This is a genomic window from Viridibacterium curvum (genome assembly GCF_039544165.1).
In the GTDB taxonomy this organism is placed as follows: domain Bacteria; phylum Pseudomonadota; class Gammaproteobacteria; order Burkholderiales; family Rhodocyclaceae; genus Viridibacterium; species Viridibacterium curvum.
In genome coordinates this window covers 71,945-86,677 of the sequence record NZ_BAABLD010000015.1, presented here as the reverse complement: position 1 = coordinate 86,677, position 14,733 = coordinate 71,945, and the positions used below count along the sequence as shown (strand labels likewise).

At 62.5% G+C, this 14,733-nt stretch carries 15 protein-coding genes and 1 tRNA gene; 14 read left to right on the top strand and 2 right to left on the bottom strand.

The annotated features are described in order from the left end of the window. Positions 1–3 precede the first annotated feature (3 nt). The 7 genes from ABEA02_RS15715 to ychF all read left to right on the top strand — a co-directional run bounded on the left by ABEA02_RS15715 (position 4) and on the right by ychF (position 5,118). Positions 4–585, top strand: coding sequence for a lipoprotein insertase outer membrane protein LolB (locus ABEA02_RS15715; protein WP_345534042.1), 582 nt, complete (start codon positions 4–6; stop codon positions 583–585). Positions 586–593: 8 nt separating this feature from the next. Continuing rightward, a complete protein-coding gene (ispE, locus tag ABEA02_RS15710; RefSeq protein WP_345534041.1) occupies positions 594–1,472 on the top strand; it encodes a 4-(cytidine 5'-diphospho)-2-C-methyl-D-erythritol kinase in 879 nt (292 codons plus the stop codon). 24 nt (positions 1,473–1,496) lie between these two features. Beyond that, positions 1,497–1,572, top strand: a tRNA-Gln gene (locus ABEA02_RS15705). A gap of 115 nt (positions 1,573–1,687) precedes the next feature. Then, positions 1,688–2,644, top strand: coding sequence for a ribose-phosphate pyrophosphokinase (locus tag ABEA02_RS15700; RefSeq protein WP_345534040.1), 957 nt, complete (start codon positions 1,688–1,690; stop codon positions 2,642–2,644). Between the two features lie 187 nt (positions 2,645–2,831). Further along, complete coding sequence (locus tag ABEA02_RS15695; RefSeq protein ID WP_345534039.1) at positions 2,832–3,434, top strand: 50S ribosomal protein L25/general stress protein Ctc; 603 nt, start codon at positions 2,832–2,834, stop codon at positions 3,432–3,434. Then, a complete protein-coding gene (pth, locus tag ABEA02_RS15690; RefSeq protein WP_345534038.1) occupies positions 3,434–4,030 on the top strand; it encodes an aminoacyl-tRNA hydrolase in 597 nt (198 codons plus the stop codon). Before ABEA02_RS15695 ends, pth begins: the two co-directional genes overlap by 1 nt. Then, positions 4,027–5,118, top strand: a complete 1,092-nt coding sequence (gene ychF / locus ABEA02_RS15685) for a redox-regulated ATPase YchF (RefSeq protein WP_345534037.1) — start codon at positions 4,027–4,029, stop codon at positions 5,116–5,118. The genes pth and ychF overlap by 4 nt, the downstream gene beginning before the upstream one ends. Positions 5,119–5,185: 67 nt before the next feature. Here ychF and ABEA02_RS15680 read toward each other — a convergent pair whose 3' ends face one another. Both ABEA02_RS15680 and ABEA02_RS15675 read right to left on the bottom strand, forming a co-directional pair. Then, entirely contained in the window at positions 5,186–6,556 is a 1,371-nt protein-coding gene (locus tag ABEA02_RS15680; protein WP_345534036.1) for a DUF3999 family protein, read from the bottom strand. Continuing rightward, complete coding sequence (locus ABEA02_RS15675) at positions 6,553–9,303, bottom strand: DUF2339 domain-containing protein (RefSeq protein ID WP_345534035.1); 2,751 nt, start codon at positions 9,301–9,303, stop codon at positions 6,553–6,555. The genes ABEA02_RS15680 and ABEA02_RS15675 overlap by 4 nt, the downstream gene beginning before the upstream one ends. Positions 9,304–9,489: 186 nt before the next feature. Here ABEA02_RS15675 and ABEA02_RS15670 point away from each other — a divergent pair, with 186 nt between their 5' ends. The 7 genes from ABEA02_RS15670 to ABEA02_RS15640 all read left to right on the top strand — a co-directional run bounded on the left by ABEA02_RS15670 (position 9,490) and on the right by ABEA02_RS15640 (position 14,722). Further along, entirely contained in the window at positions 9,490–9,906 is a 417-nt protein-coding gene (locus ABEA02_RS15670; RefSeq protein ID WP_345534034.1) for a YjfI family protein, read from the top strand. A 12-nt stretch (positions 9,907–9,918) separates the two neighbouring features. Continuing rightward, positions 9,919–10,665: a PspA/IM30 family protein gene (locus ABEA02_RS15665; protein ID WP_345534033.1), complete on the top strand. Its 747-nt coding sequence runs from the start codon at positions 9,919–9,921 to the stop codon at positions 10,663–10,665. Further along, positions 10,662–11,012 carry a hypothetical protein gene (locus ABEA02_RS15660; protein WP_345534032.1) on the top strand — a complete coding sequence of 117 codons (351 nt, stop codon included), beginning with the start codon at positions 10,662–10,664 and terminating at the stop codon, positions 11,010–11,012. Before ABEA02_RS15665 ends, ABEA02_RS15660 begins: the two co-directional genes overlap by 4 nt. Positions 11,013–11,123: 111 nt before the next feature. Continuing rightward, the gene (locus tag ABEA02_RS15655; protein WP_345534031.1) at positions 11,124–11,762 is read left to right on the top strand and encodes a hypothetical protein; all 639 of its coding nucleotides are present in this window, start codon (positions 11,124–11,126) and stop codon (positions 11,760–11,762) included. Positions 11,763–11,822: 60 nt separating this feature from the next. Beyond that, complete coding sequence (locus ABEA02_RS15650) at positions 11,823–13,925, top strand: flotillin family protein (protein WP_345534030.1); 2,103 nt, start codon at positions 11,823–11,825, stop codon at positions 13,923–13,925. A gap of 15 nt (positions 13,926–13,940) precedes the next feature. After that, positions 13,941–14,180: a hypothetical protein gene (locus tag ABEA02_RS15645; protein WP_345534029.1), complete on the top strand. Its 240-nt coding sequence runs from the start codon at positions 13,941–13,943 to the stop codon at positions 14,178–14,180. Next, positions 14,180–14,722 (top strand): TFIIB-type zinc ribbon-containing protein, encoded by a 543-nt coding sequence (locus tag ABEA02_RS15640; RefSeq protein WP_345534028.1) that lies wholly within the window; start codon positions 14,180–14,182, stop codon positions 14,720–14,722. The genes ABEA02_RS15645 and ABEA02_RS15640 overlap by 1 nt, the downstream gene beginning before the upstream one ends. The last annotated feature ends 11 nt before the right edge of the window (positions 14,723–14,733 follow it).

Below are 14,733 nucleotides of genomic sequence, written 5' to 3'. Positions count from 1 at the left end.
TGCATGAATGTACTTTCCGCAGCGCGCACGCTTCTGCTTGGCCTGTGCGCCATTCTGCTGGCGGCTTGCGCCGGCCAGCCCTCCCGTCCGACTGATGTGCCGCCACGCCCGCCGCGCAGTGAGATCCAGAACTTCGCGCTGACGGCACGCGTCGCCATCACTCAGGCGCGGCGTGCCGAAACCATCCGTATGGCTTGGGAGCACACGCCGGCGCAGGACGCGATGGGCTTCGAGAACTCGTTAGGCATGATCGTCGCCGAGTTGCAGCGTGATGCGCAGGGCGCGCGCTGGCTCACTTCGGCTGGCGAGAAGTACGAATCTCGCAGTGCAGATGAACTCATGGCGCGGCTGACGGATCGCCCCGTGCCCATCCAGTCCCTTTCGTTGTGGGTTGTCGGCCGCCTCGGGCAGAACGGCATTGCAAAATTCGATGACAAGGGGCGCCTGCTCGAAGGACTGGACAGCGGCTGGACCATTCGCGTGCAGGAATACGAGGCCGACCGCCCCGACGCCTTGCCGCGCATTGTCGAGGCCGAGGTGCCGGGCCTGCGTATACGCCTGGTCATCGATTCCTGGCTGCTCTGAGCGAGGTTATGGACTCAGGCTTTGTCAGTTGTCTCGCGCCAGCGAAGATCAATCTGTTTCTGCACATTACCGGGCGCCGTGCTGACGGATACCACACGCTGCAAACGGCGTTCCGCATGCTGGATCACGGCGACCAGTTGCATTTCCGTGCGCGGCACGATGGTGAGATCCGACGCCTGACCGATGTGTCCGGGGTGCCGGCCGAGCAGGATCTCATCGTGCGCGCAGCCCGCCTGTTGCAGCTGCGCACGGAGTGCCGCTTGGGGGTAGATATCGGCATCGACAAGCGCTTGCCCATGGGGGGAGGCTTGGGAGGCGGCAGTTCTGATGCGGCGACCACGCTGTTGGCGCTCAATCACCTCTGGCAGCTTGGTGTGCCGCGTGCCCAGCTGCAGGAATGGGCGCTGGAGCTGGGGGCTGATGTGCCGTTTTTTGTCTTCGGTCGCACGGCGCTGGCAGAGGGGGTGGGCGAGGATCTGCAGCCGCTGGATCTGCCTCCGTCCGCGTATATCGTGGTCGAGCCACCGGTTTCAGTACCGACCGTGGAAATTTTTCGCGACAAGCATTTGACGAGAGACTCCAAAGCCACCATAATTACGGGCTTTCCAGCGGCTGAAGTGTTGCGGCGCATTGAGCAGGAGGCGCGCAACGACATGCAGCCGGTGGCATGCAGGTTGTATCCGGCCGTGCAGCGTGCGGTGGATGTTCTTGCAGCCCATGGCGCAGCGCGCATGAGTGGTTCTGGCGCGTGTGTTTTCCTTCCGGTGGAAGGTGCGGGCCGGGCAAGGCAGCTTGCGGAAGAATTGACTGTCACATTGGGTGAGGATTGGCGCGTCTGGAGCGCGCACTCGCTGGATGTGCATCCTTTGTACAACTGGGCCGGTTGATACGAAGGAAGCAGTAAAGAGTTTTGGGGAGTCGCCAAGTTGGCAAGGCACCGGATTTTGATTCCGGCATTCGAAGGTTCGAGTCCTTCTTCCCCAGCCAGATGATCGGGCAGGTCGCTCAAAGCGACCTGCCCGTGTGCTTTTCGGCGCCGCGTCAGCTGCGTTGTGCCGAAAATAGCGGGTTATTTGTTTGTCATTTCTGTCATGGGGTGCGCATGGCTTACGGCAGCTTGATGGTCTTTACCGGCAACGCCAATCCGAAACTGGCGGCTGACGTGGTCAAGCGTCTGGGCATCTCCATCGGATCGGCGACCGTGGGTCGTTTCTCCGATGGTGAGGTCGTCGTCGAGATTCTCGAAAACGTGCGTGGCAAGGATGTCTTCATCCTGCAGCCGACGTGCCAGCCGACCAATGACAATGTGATGGAGCTGATGATCATGGTTGACGCGCTCAAGCGCGCTTCGGCCGGGCGGATCACGGCAGCCATCCCGTATTTTGGTTACGCGCGCCAGGACCGTCGTCCTCGTTCGGCGCGTGTGCCGATTACGGCCAAGGTCGTGGCGAACATGCTGCAGGCTGTGGGTGTGCAGCGCGTGCTGACGGTTGACCTGCACGCTGACCAGATCCAGGGCTTTTTCGACATCCCGGTCGACAACATCTACGCCACGCCGCTGTTGCTGGATGCGCTGCGCAAGAATGAAGTGGCGGACAACCTTCTGGTGGTGTCGCCGGACGTCGGTGGTGTGGTGCGAGCACGTGCTGTCGCCAAGCATCTGGAGACCGATCTGGCCATCATCGACAAGCGCCGCCCCAAGGCCAACGTGTCGGAAGTAATGAACATCATCGGCGACGTGTCGGGCCGTACCTGCGTGATCGTCGATGACATCGTCGATACTGCCGGTACCCTGTGCAAGGCTGCGCAGGCACTGAAGGAACATGGTGCGAGCCGCGTGGTGGCGTATATCACGCACGCCGTGCTGTCGGGTGCTGCGGTCAGTCGCATTGCGGATTCCGATCTTGACCAGCTGGTCGTGACGGACACCATCCCGCTGCGTGACGATGCCAAGGCAACGGGCAAGATCAAGCAGGTGTCGATTGGCGCGCTGATGGCCGACACAATGTTGCGCATCAGCAACGAAGAGTCTGTTTCCTCGCTCTTCATGGATGAGTAATTGTTGTACCCCGGTGCGCCACACTTCGGTAGGCGCACCACCCCCCGAGGGGGTGACGGATTTTCCTTGGGACGGCCCGGCGGATAATCCGTGGGCCCTCTGGCAGGTTTCGGGATCGTGCTTCTGGCGTGATCCTTTTTGAGTGGTGGCGTCTGGTCGCGGGCGTTACCGAATTTTGGAGATTGTTATGAACTTTACTTTTGCAGCTACCAAGCGCGAGGCACAAGGTACGGGTGCGAGCCGCCGCCTCCGTCGCGCTGGCAGCGTCCCCGGCATCATCTACGGTAGTGGCAAGCCTGCTATCAACGTCACTCTGGATCACAACCAGATCTTCCACCTGCTGCGCAACGAGAAGTTCCACTCGTCCGTCGTGACGGCCGACGTGGAAGGCAGCAAGGAAGCCGTGATCCTGCGTTCGACCCAATGGCACCCGTTCCGTCAGCAAGTGCTGCACCTGGACTTCCAGCGCGTGGATGCCAACCAGAAGCTGCACACCAAGGTGCCCCTGCACTTCGTGAACGCCGACATTGCCCCGGGCGTCAAGCTCAGCGGCGGTATCGTGTCGCACGTGGCAACTGAAATCGACGTATCCTGCCTGCCGGCTGATCTGCCCGAGTTCATCGAAGTGGACCTGAAGGATCTGGCGCTGGGTCACTCGGTGCATGTGTCGCAACTCAAGCTGCCCAAGGGCGTTGAAGTCGTGCATCACGGCGAAGGCGATCCGGTCGTGGCCACCATCCTGCAAGTGCGTGGTGGCGGCGAAGCCGAGGCTGCAGCCCCTGCTGCCTGATGACGCAGGTAGCACCCAGGCTGATCGTCGGGCTCGGTAATCCCGGGCCCGAATACTCCGAAACCCGGCACAACGCCGGGTTTTGGTTTTGTGAGCGCCTCGCGGACAAGCTGGGTGCGCGCCTCAATCTCGAATCGAAGTATCACGGCTACGTCGGCAAGGTGGGCAACGTCTGGATCCTGCTACCGCAGACTTTCATGAACCGATCTGGCCAGTCAGTGCTGGCCCTGGCGCACTTTTTCCGCATCCTGCCCAACGAGATCCTCGTCGTGCACGATGAGCTGGATATCCCCCCCGGCCAGTTGCGCCTCAAGTACGGCGGTGGGCTGGGCGGTCACAACGGGCTGAAAGACATTTCGTCCCGACTCTCCACGCAAGACTATTGGCGTTTGCGCGTTGGCATCGGTCATCCCGGTGACAAGTCGCAAGTGGCAAACTTCGTCCTCAATCGCGCCCAGCGCGCCGAGCAGGAACTCATCGACGCATCCATCGATCGCGCGCTTGAGGCCTGGCCAAAGATGGCCGCCGGCGAATGGGAAGCGGCAACCCGGGTCATCAATGCGCGTCCCCCCGCGCCCAAGGAATCCTCAACATGAGTCTCAAGTGCGGCATCGTCGGCCTGCCCAACGTCGGCAAGTCCACCCTCTTCAACGCGCTCACCAAGGCCGGCATTGCGGCCGAGAACTACCCGTTCTGCACCATCGAGCCCAACGTTGGCATCGTCGAAGTGCCTGACCCGCGACTTGCGCAGCTCTCAGAGATCGTCAAACCGCAGAAGATCCAGCCCGCCATCGTCGAGTTCGTCGACATCGCGGGTCTCGTCGCGGGCGCTTCCAAGGGCGAAGGTCTGGGCAACCAGTTCCTCGCCAACATCCGCGAGACGGATGCCATCGTCAACGTCGTGCGCTGCTTTGACGACGAAAACGTCGTGCACGTTTCGGGCCGCGTCGACCCCATCGCCGACATCGAAACCATCGTCACCGAACTCGCGCTGGCTGACATGTCTGCCGTCGAAAAAGCCATTGTGCGCGATGGCAAGAAGGCCAAGTCCGGTGACAAGGATGCTCAGAAGCTGGTCGCTGTGCTGGAAAAGCTGCTGCCGCACCTCAACGAAGGCCAGCCCGCACGCACCATGGGGCTGTCAGACGACGAGAAGCTCCTCATCAAGCCGCTGTGCCTGATGACCATCAAGCCCGCCATGTACGTCGGCAACGTGCTCGAAGACGGCTTCGAGAACAACGCCTACCTCGATCGCTTGCGCGAACACGCGGCAAAAGAAGGCGCGCCCGTCGTGGCCGTCTGCGCCAAGATCGAGCAGGAGCTCGCTGACCTCGACGATGAAGACAAGCTCGCCTTCCTCGCCGACCTCGGCCTTGAAGAACCCGGCCTCAACCGCCTGATCCGCGCCGGCTACGATCTGCTCGGTCTGCAGACCTACTTCACGGCTGGCGTGAAGGAAGTGCGCGCCTGGACCATCCACAAGGGCGACACCGCACCGCAGGCGGCTGGCGTGATCCACACCGACTTCGAACGCGGCTTCATCCGCGCACAGACGATTGCCTTCGAGGACTTCATCCAGTTCAAGGGTGAAACCGGCGCCAAGGAAGCCGGCAAGATGCGCTCCGAAGGCAAGGAGTACGTGGTCAAGGATGGCGACGTGTTGAACTTCCTGTTCAACGTCTGATCCCGAGCGCTTATCAGCAAAACGGCCGCCCTTGAGGCGGCCGTTTTGTTTTGATGTGAGCGAAGGATCAGGCAGCCCTGGTTTGTTTCCACACACTGAACGCAAGCCGCGCCAGCGCCGCTGCGCCCGCAATCAGCGCCACCCAGACAAGTGCTGTGCGCCAGCGTTGCTGCTTCTCGGCGGGGGCGGGCGCGGTGAGGCGCTCTGCACCGCCAAGGGTTTCTGTCGCGCCGATGATGGCGTGCGGCAAGGTGTCGATGTCGTCGGCCTTCTTGCCGGTCTGCAGGGTGTCGAGCGGCAGGCTGGCGTCGGTTGCCGCGCGGCTGCCCCAGGCAAGCAGCCAGGGGCCACTGCCGCGTGCATTGAAGACAAGTTCCAGTGCGCTGCGCTCTGCCTGCACCGCGGGGGCAAGGCTGCCCCAGCCGGGGCCGACGGGGACGAGGCGCAGTTCACGCGCCACCACGGTGGGGCCCTGGATGGCGGCGGACCGGCGCTCACCTTGCGGGCCGGCGAGGCGGTAGGCCACGCTGCTGGCCCAGGGAAGCCATGCTGATTTTTCGTCGGCACGCGTTTCGATGCGCAATGGCAGCACGCTGTTGGGCTCCATGGGCAGGATGCGCAGCGCGCTGAACTGCACGGCGGCGGGCAGCTGATAGAGCGCGCTGCCGTCGCCGTTCTGGCCGCCACGCAGCGGCGACGCAGCGATGCTCACGGGCGGCGCAGGGGTGCGTTCGGTAGCGAGTTGCGCTGTCACTTCGCGCAAGCCCGGGGCTTCGCCCTGATCGAAGCGCAAGCGCCAGTACGGGAAGTCCGCCGCGTACCCGAATGGAATGTCGGCTTGCACAAAGCGCTGAGAGCCGTTCTGCAGATCCATCACCGGTTGATCCTGTGCGACAGGTGTCCAGTATTTGAGGTCGTGACTGCCTTCGACGCTGACGCGCTGTTGCCAGTTGCCGCTGGCTTCCCACTCCAGATGCAGGCTGGTGAGGGAAGGGGGCGGGCCGTCTTTCGTGATGTGCGCGGTGAGCAGGTATTCGGCGGCGGTCGTCTTGCTGCCCGCTTGCGCGACTTGCAGCCTGACACCGGGGGTGACCAATTCGACGCGCGGCGTGTCGCTCTGTGCCGGCTGGCTGACGAGCTTGAAACTTCGCAGGCTGATGCTGCGCGCAGCGCTCTCTCTGCCCGGCGGCTGCACAAGCGCGAAAGGCAGTGCTTCGGCTTGTCCGTTGAAGACGCGCAGGTCGCGCAGATCGGGGTAGGCCGTGCTGGTGTAAAGATCGGGCGGCAGCGTGATGCGATAGAAAGGCGCATTGCCTTCGACGCGCAGCACGCGGCCAGTGGCGAAATCTGCCGGCTGAAGTGCGGTGGCGGCGTGCGTCAGTACAGGCAGCAGGCTGAGAGCGAGCAGTGCAGCGGCGTGGCGTGCGGCGCGGGTCATGCGGAGTCTCCTTGCGGGGGCGCGTCGTCAGTTGTGCGCCTGGGCGGCAGCGGGGCGAAATAGCCGATGGCGAGGATCAGCAGCGCGACGCCGATGAAGGCGATCGCGCGTGCCAGGCCGCCACCGTGGGCGCTATCGACGAGGAAGAGTTTGACGATGACGATGCCGAGCAGGGCGGCACCCGCCATCCACACGGCGCGGCTGTGACGCCTCACGGCAAGCAGCATGGTGGCGAGTGCGGCAAGCGTCCAGATCAGGGCAAAACTGGTCTGCACGAGGCGCGAGTCCCACAGCGCTTGCCACTGCCAGCGCAGGTCACCAATCTCCGCGAGTGTGCGCAACAGCAGGCCATTGGCCCACCAGATGCCGATCGCGTAGAGCACGAGGCGCAGCGCGGGCAAAGAACGACCGAGCAGCTGGCTGCATTGCTGGCGCCACACTTCGAGCATCAGCAGGGCGAACAGTGCGGCTTCTTCCAGCGGGTTGAGCAGTGGAATGTAGGGCGTCTCTGGCATCTGTGCATCGAGCAGGTTGCCGATGAGCAGCAGGAACAGTGCGATGGGCAAGACGGGCAGCAGGCCACCGAGCCAGTAGCTCATTGCATGAGTGCTCAAGGGCCAGATGCCGCGACGGGTGAGTGCGCGCAGCAGCAGGATGGCGATGCCACTGAAGACCAGGAAGCACGCAAAGCGCCACTCGGTCATGCCCCAGGGCAACTGTTCCATTTGCCAACCGAGCTCGACGAAACACAGACCCAGCAGGCCCCAGGTGAGGCCGGCGTGCAGCGCAACGCTCGCGCGCGGGTGGAGCAGGGTGGCGGGCTGTTCGGCGCGACGCAGCAGATACCAGCCCAAGCCCAGCGCCAGGGGCCAGGCGAGCGCCCACCCGTGCACGGCCAGCGCGTGTTCGTCGTGCAGGGTCTGCAGTACGAGGATTAATGCGGACACGGGCCACAGTACCCAGCTCGCATGCCGCAGCAACGGCCACTGGCTGCGTTCGCCCGCGCGCTGCCACAACCATGCGCTGACCGCCGTGCAGGCAAGTGCGGCCATGCGCGCTTCGGGCCCATCGAGCAGGCGGTCTGCGCCATCTGCAATGCCCAGCAACCAGAACGCCACACCGCCGATGAGCAGGGCGGGGGAGAGCAGACGCTCATCGCTGCGTGCTGCTGCGTCGGCGGTGGCACGCCAGAGGTGGCCGCCTGCGATCCAGCACAGCGCGAGTGTGAAGGCGATGAGCAGGAAGCTGGTCGCGTCCAGCAGACCATCGAATGCAATGCCGCCCGAGATGGCAGCCAGCACCAGCAACGCGGTGCCGCTCCAGCTGATGCGGGGTTGCTGCTGCAAGCGGCCGGCCCACAGCACGCCGAGGCCTTCCAGCGCCCAGGCCAGCGCGGTCCAGCGCGCAGAGAGGGCGAGCGGAATCGCCAGCGTCACGAAGCCCGCACCCACGGCCAGCAGGCTCATCGCCATGCGGCGACCCGTCTCGGGCCAGCGGCGCACCAGCCACGCCGCCAGCGGCAGGTAGAGCGCGGCAAAGCCCAGTGCAGAGAAGGCCGGGCCATACTGCCACTGCTTCGTGATCGCGTACTGGATGCCGAAACCTACGAGCGGCGTGCCGAAGACGAGCGTGCCGTCGATGAGGCCTGCGCCACGTGTTTTCGACTCCGGGTGCCGCAAGGCGAAGCGCATCGCCAGCAGTCCGAAAATGACGAGGTTGAGCAGCAGGAAGAACTGGCTGCTTGCGTAGTGCTCGGGCGAGTAGTGATCCGCGCCCCACAGCAGCGCAACGCCGAAGCTGAAGAAGAAACCGACGAGGTTGAGCGGCCGCCATTGCTGCCACAGGCTCACGGCGAGAATGCCCAGTGACAGCAGCGCGTAGTAAGAGAACAGCGCAATGTGACTGCCACCCCCTGTCGACAGCAGCACCGGCGCCAGATAGCCACCCGTACTGGCGAGCACCGCGAGGCTCTGCGCGCGTTGCAAAACGGCCAGCGCCACGCTGGCGGCGCAGATGACGATCAGCAATGCGAGGCTCAGGCCATGCGGCAGCAGGTCATACAGGCGGAAGGCCGCAAAGCTCGTCAGGTACAGCGCGCCGACGGCGCCCCCTTGCAGCACAAGTCCATACAGCGGCGCTTTGTCGCGCAAACGCCAGCCCAGCGACAGCAGGCCGATGGCGAGCCCCGCCGCGCCCGCGAGTCGCAGCTCGATGGGCAGCATGTCGCGTTCGGCAGCGTACTTGAAAAGAAAGGCCAGGCCGAAGAAGAGCAACAGCACACCGAGCTTGGCAATGGGGTTGCCGCGCAGGAACCATGACACCAGGCCGGACAGCGGGTTGGGGGCGGGTGGTTCGGCGGGTGGGCGCGGCGTGGCGACAGTGTCGATGGGCTGTGCTGGCGGCGGCACTTCGTCTGCGGGAGGCGGCTCGTCGATGGACACGGAGGCTTCGAGCGACGCAGGCGGTGCAGCTGTGCTGACCGCTTCGCTGAAGGGGGGCGCCGATTGCTCGATTGGCGCAGGCGCGGAGATCGGTGGCGTACTGACCGCGGGAGGTGGGGCTGAGGGCTCGCCAATGCCTTCCAGCTTCTGGATGCGTTTGAGCAGGAACTGCATGCCCTCTTCGAGCACCGCGAATTCGCGCTCGACGCGGCGGCTGCGCTGCCAGGTGACGATCAGCAGGAGGGGCAGCACCACAAGGTAGCCCACAGCCAGCAATGCGCCGATGACGAACAGGTCTCCCCCCACGCTCACCTCCGCAAATCTTGTTGTGGGGGGATCTTACCCGAGCGCCTATGCCCGAAGGTCTGACATTTTATGTCTTGACATTTTATGTCGGGGTTCCTAATCTGGACTCACGTCGCATCGACGCGACGTGCCAGAGCAGCGCGGCGATAGCCGCTGCACATCAGGAAAGAGGTAATCAGTCGCGCCATGAAAACTTTGCAAGAGCAACTGCGTGGCCTGGAGTTGATGACAAGCGATGCGCTGGGTGGGCTCGGGGTGCATTTGCAACCCATTCCGGGCGAGGTGGAGGTGATCCAGGTGAGCATTGAGCAGCGTGATGCCCTGCCCATCTACGTCACTTGCTCGGACAGTCAGATTCTCTGCATGTGTTACCTGTGGGAGGAATCTGACCTGTTGCCCGAGCGGCGCACCGAGCTGCTGGAGACCTTGCTGGATCTGAACCCGTCTGTCCCGCTGTCGTCGTTCGGGCGGGTTGGTAATCACTACGTATTGCTTGGAGCACTGGCGCGTAACGCACGCGCCGAAGATGTTGCGCATGACGTGGCAACACTGAGCGACAACGCGCTGGATGCGCTGGACGCCATGTCCGAATTCCTGCAATAGGCGGAGGCAAACATGTCTGTACTCAAGAAACTGGTGACCCTGATGCGCGGCAGCGTTCGCGAGATCGGCGAGAGCGTGGTGGATGCCAACGCCACGCGCATCTACGAGCAGGAAATTGTCGACGCCAAGCACAACGTGGCGCAGGCGCGCGGTGATCTGACGGGCGTGATGGCCAAGGAAATGCAGAGCGCACGCGAGATCGAGCGCTTGCGTGGCGAAGTTGCGCGTTATGAGGGCCTCGCACTGGAAGCGCTCAACAAGCAACAGGAAGGCTTGGCAGAGGAAGTTGCCGGCCGCGTGGCCGAGCTTGAAAAAGAGCTTGATGAACAGACCAGATCGCATGCGACCTATGCAGTTCAGGTGGTGCGTCTCAAGGAGTTGATCAAGGGTGCAGAGGCCAAGATCCGCGAGCACGAGCGTCAGATCGTCATGGCCAAGACGACCGAGAGCGTATATCGCGCTACGCGTTCGATTGCCGACAGCATCGATGGCACGGGCTCGAAGCTGGTCAGTGCCAAAGAGTCGCTGGAGCGCATCCGGCAACGTCACGAAGACCTTGCTGACCGCATGACGGCGGCAGAGCAGCTGGAGAATGAAGTGGGCAGCAAGGCGCTGGAAGCCAAGCTGGCTGCGGCGGGTATCGGCGAAGGAGCGGATCGGCGTGCTGCCATCATGGCCAGGATCCGCTCACGTCAGGCGGGCTCAACGGCGGGGGCGGATGTGCCGCCGGCAGCACAAGGCGAGCCGGGTAGCGCATGAGCGTCACGCGCAAGCCGGCACGCTGGCAAAGTTCGGATGAGGCCATCCGTGCTGTGCAGGTAGCGTTCGACGTGGAGGAGGCCGTGCTGTCGGCAATTCGACGTGCGGCCTTCGACAGCAACCTGTCTACCTCGGATCAGATTCGCGAGATTCTGGGGCTGTCGGTGTCCAGTCGCCCGAAGCGACCGCGACTGACGGTGTCGCTGGCCCAGGGAGATTACGAGTTGTTGGGCGAGCGCTATGGTCTGCCACCGGACGACAGGTTGGCGATCAAGGAGCGTGTCACGCGCGAGCTGATTGCATTTGCCGGTAATGCATTCAGGAAAGCTGCAGGACAAAAGGGCTGATCAGCAGAAACGCAATCAGCCGATGGGAGAATCCGGCGAGAACGTCATCCAGGCATCGCGCCTGAGGAAAGACGTGCCGGATTGAAGTAATGCAAATGTTTCGGGGGAGTCATGAGCAGTTTTCTGGAAGTCGCCTTCAGCTATCCCACCGCGATACTGAGTGCATTGCTACTGGTAGTGATTTTCTACTGGCTGCTTGCGCTGATTGGTCTCGTTGACTTCGAGTCCAGCAGCCTGGATATCGATGTCGACACCGACGCACACCTCGATGGCGACGCTGGCGATATCAGCGTGCTGGCCAGCTACGTCGTGGCCATGGGGCTGAACGGAGTGCCGTTTTCCATCGTTGTCAGTCTGCTGATCCTGATCTCATGGACGGTGACGGCACTTTTCTCCGAGTGGATTCTTCCGTGGGTGCCGACCATGCTGTTCAAGGCACTGGTTGGCACGGCCGCCATGATCGCTGCGGTGGGTGTCGCCATTGTCATGACGGCACGCATCGTCAAACCCATGCGCAAGCTCTTCGTCACGCACAGTGCGACAAGCAATGCCTCGATTGTCGGGCAGACCTGCCTGGTGCTGACGCAGACTGTTGACGAGCGTTTTGGTCGCGCCGAGGTCAGCACGAATGGCGCATCCATCAACATTCGCGTGTGGGCCACGACGCCGAACACGCTGGGCAAGGGTGCCGTGGCACGCATCCTTGAGTATGACCCCCAAGCCAGCCGCTACCTGATCGTCGCCGAGTAGCGGCGGACAAATCAGCATCCAGCATCACAAACAAACTTTCATTTCTTCAGAGGAATATCCATGGAGCCGATCTATATCGCCGCTGGCCTGCTTGCCTTCTTCATCCTGGGTGTCTTTGCGATGTTCGCAAAGTTCTATCACAAGGTGGAACAGGGCTACGCCATGATCGTGAACACGCTTCGTGCCGAGCCTGACGTTACCTTCACCGGGCGTATGGTCTATCCCATCATCCACAAGTCCGAGATGATGGATATCGCCATCAAGACCATCGAGATTGATCGCTCCGGCAATGAGGGCCTGATCTGCCAGGACAACATCCGGGCCGACATCAAGGTGAAGTTCTTCGTGCGGGTCAACAAGACCTCCGAAGACGTGCTGAAGGTCGCACAGGGGATCGGCTGCCAGCGTGCGTCGAGTCAGGAGACGCTGGAAGAACTCTTTTCGTCCAAGTTCTCCGAGGCGCTCAAGACGGTTGGCAAAGCGATGGACTTTGTCGAGCTGTACCAGGCGCGCGACAAGTTCCGCGACGAGATCATCCGCCAGATTGGCGATGACCTGTCGGGCTACGTGCTGGAAGACGCCGCAATTGATTACCTCGAGCAAACACCGCTGTCCAAGCTTGATCCGCACAACATTCTTGACGCACAGGGCATCAAGAAGATCACCGAGCTGACTGCAACCGAGAGCGTGCGGACTAACGAACTGCGCCGTAACGAAGAGATGCAGATCAAGAAGAAGGACGTAGAAACCCGTGAAGCCATGCTTGAGCTGGAGCGCCAGCAAGCCGACGCCGAAGCAAAGCAGGCGCGTGAGATTGCCAACGTACGTGCGCGCGAAAAAGCCGAGGCAGACAAGGTAGCTGCAGAAGAACACACCAAGGCCGAACTGGCGCGCCTGCAGTCCGAGCAGTTGTTGTCGGTGCAGCAGGAGAACGTACTGAGAGAAAAGGAAGTCGCCGAGAACAACCGCAAGCGTGCCGTCGCCATCGAGGAAGAAAAGGTCACACGCGCCCGTGAGCTGGAAATCGTCGATCGCCAGAAAGAAGTGACACTGCAGGAAATCGAGAAGGACAAGGCCGTCGAGATCCAGAAAAAGGCGATTGCCGACGTGGTGCGCGAGCGCATCGTGGTCGAGCGCACCGTGGCCGAGCAGGAAGAGGCGATCAAGGAGCTGCGTGTTGTCGCTGAGGCCGACCGTAACAAGAAGGCCGTTGTGATTACCGCCGAGGGCAAGGCGGAAGAAAAGCTCGTGCTGGAGGTCAAGGAGGCGGAGGCCGAAGAGCGCCGTGCGCGCTACAAGGCAACCGAGGAGATCACGCTGGCCGACGCCAAGTTGAAAGTCGCCGAGAAAGAAGCTGAATCGAAGAAGCGCGAGGCCGAGGGCGTCGAAGCCATGACGGCTGCACCGGGCCTCGCGACCGCCAAGGTCATGCTGGTCACGGCAGATGCCAAGGAGAAGCAAGGGATGGTCGACGCCAAGGTGAAGATCGCCGAAGCAGAAGCGGTCAGCAAGTACGGCCTTGCAGAAGCCGATGCCTTGCGTGCGCGCATGGACGCCGAAGCAGAGGGCAAGGAAAAACTGGGTCTGGCCGAAGTGCATGTCCGCAGTGCAGATGCCGACGCCACGGTCAAGTCCGGTCAGGCAGACGCACAGGTAATTGAGGCGCGCTTCCAGGCTGAGGCCAAGGGCCTGCGTGAGAAGTTCGATGCAATGAAGGCCATGAGCCAGGATACGCGCGAACACGAGGAGTTCCGCATGCAGCTTGAGCGTGCCCACACCGAGACCATGGCCGGTATCGAAGCGCAGACGGGCATCGCCAAGGAACAGGCCGAAGTGCTGGGCGCTGCGCTGTCTCACGCCAAGATCGACATCGTGGGCGGACAGGGCGACTACTTCGACAGCTTTGTGCGTGCGCTTTCTATCGGCAAGGGTATCGACGGAGCAATTGCGAAAAGCGACACGCTCAAGATTGGCCTCAAGGATCACCTGACTGGCGAGCGAGACATGGTGGGAGACGTGCGTGACCTGATCGGCGCACTGGGAAGTTCGGCGGGGGAGTTGCAGAACCTCAGCGTTGCAGCTCTGCTGACCAAAGTGGCACGGGACGGCAATGAAAGCCAGAAGGCTGCACTGCAGACCCTGATTGATGGTTTCCGCAAGTAAGCAGGAGAGCAGGACGTGACCGAGAGCCGTGATTACCTTGAGATCGCATTTCGCTCCATCGAGTGTTTCAGCAACGACGGAAAGTTACGCATCGACGAATTGCAGAAGCTGGTCGATGTGGCGCTGCGCGATGGCGGGGTGGATGCCAACGAAAAGCGCGTGCTGCGTAACATCATGCGTCGCCTCAAGACCGATGAGCTGACACCGGAGATGCTTGCCCGGATCGAGGCCGTTCGCGCAGCGACGGGCATCTGATGGGTACCCGTACTTTCTGTAACTGTCAGGCCCAGGCCGAGCTTAGCCGCGCAGAACTGGCGCCGGGTTTGCCGGTCCAGCAATGCGAGGCCTGCGGTGGCGTGTTGCTGGGCATGCCCGACTATCGTCTGTGGCGAGAGCGTGCGGTCTCCACGGACGTGGCTGGACAGGACGCCTTCGAAGTCAGCGATAGCGCAGCGGCGCGAGCCTGCCCAGGCTGCACGCGTCTGATGCAGCGATATCGCGTTGGTGTGACGCCGGACTTCCGTGTCGATCATTGCCCTTCCTGCCAACTCGTCTGGCTGGACAAGGGCGAGTGGCAAGGGCTGGCGCAAGCTGGTTTGGCGACGCGGCTGAGCGAGGTTGTCAGCGTCGCCTGGCAGCGGCGCGTGCAGAGCGATGAGTTGCGTGCGCGGCGTGAAGCCGGTTTGCGCAGCAAGCATGGCGATGCATGCATTGACGAGCTCAAACGCGTACGCGAATGGCTGGACGCCCAGCCAAAACGTGAAGAACTGATCGCGCTGTTGCGCGCGGGCTGGTAATCGCCTTCATC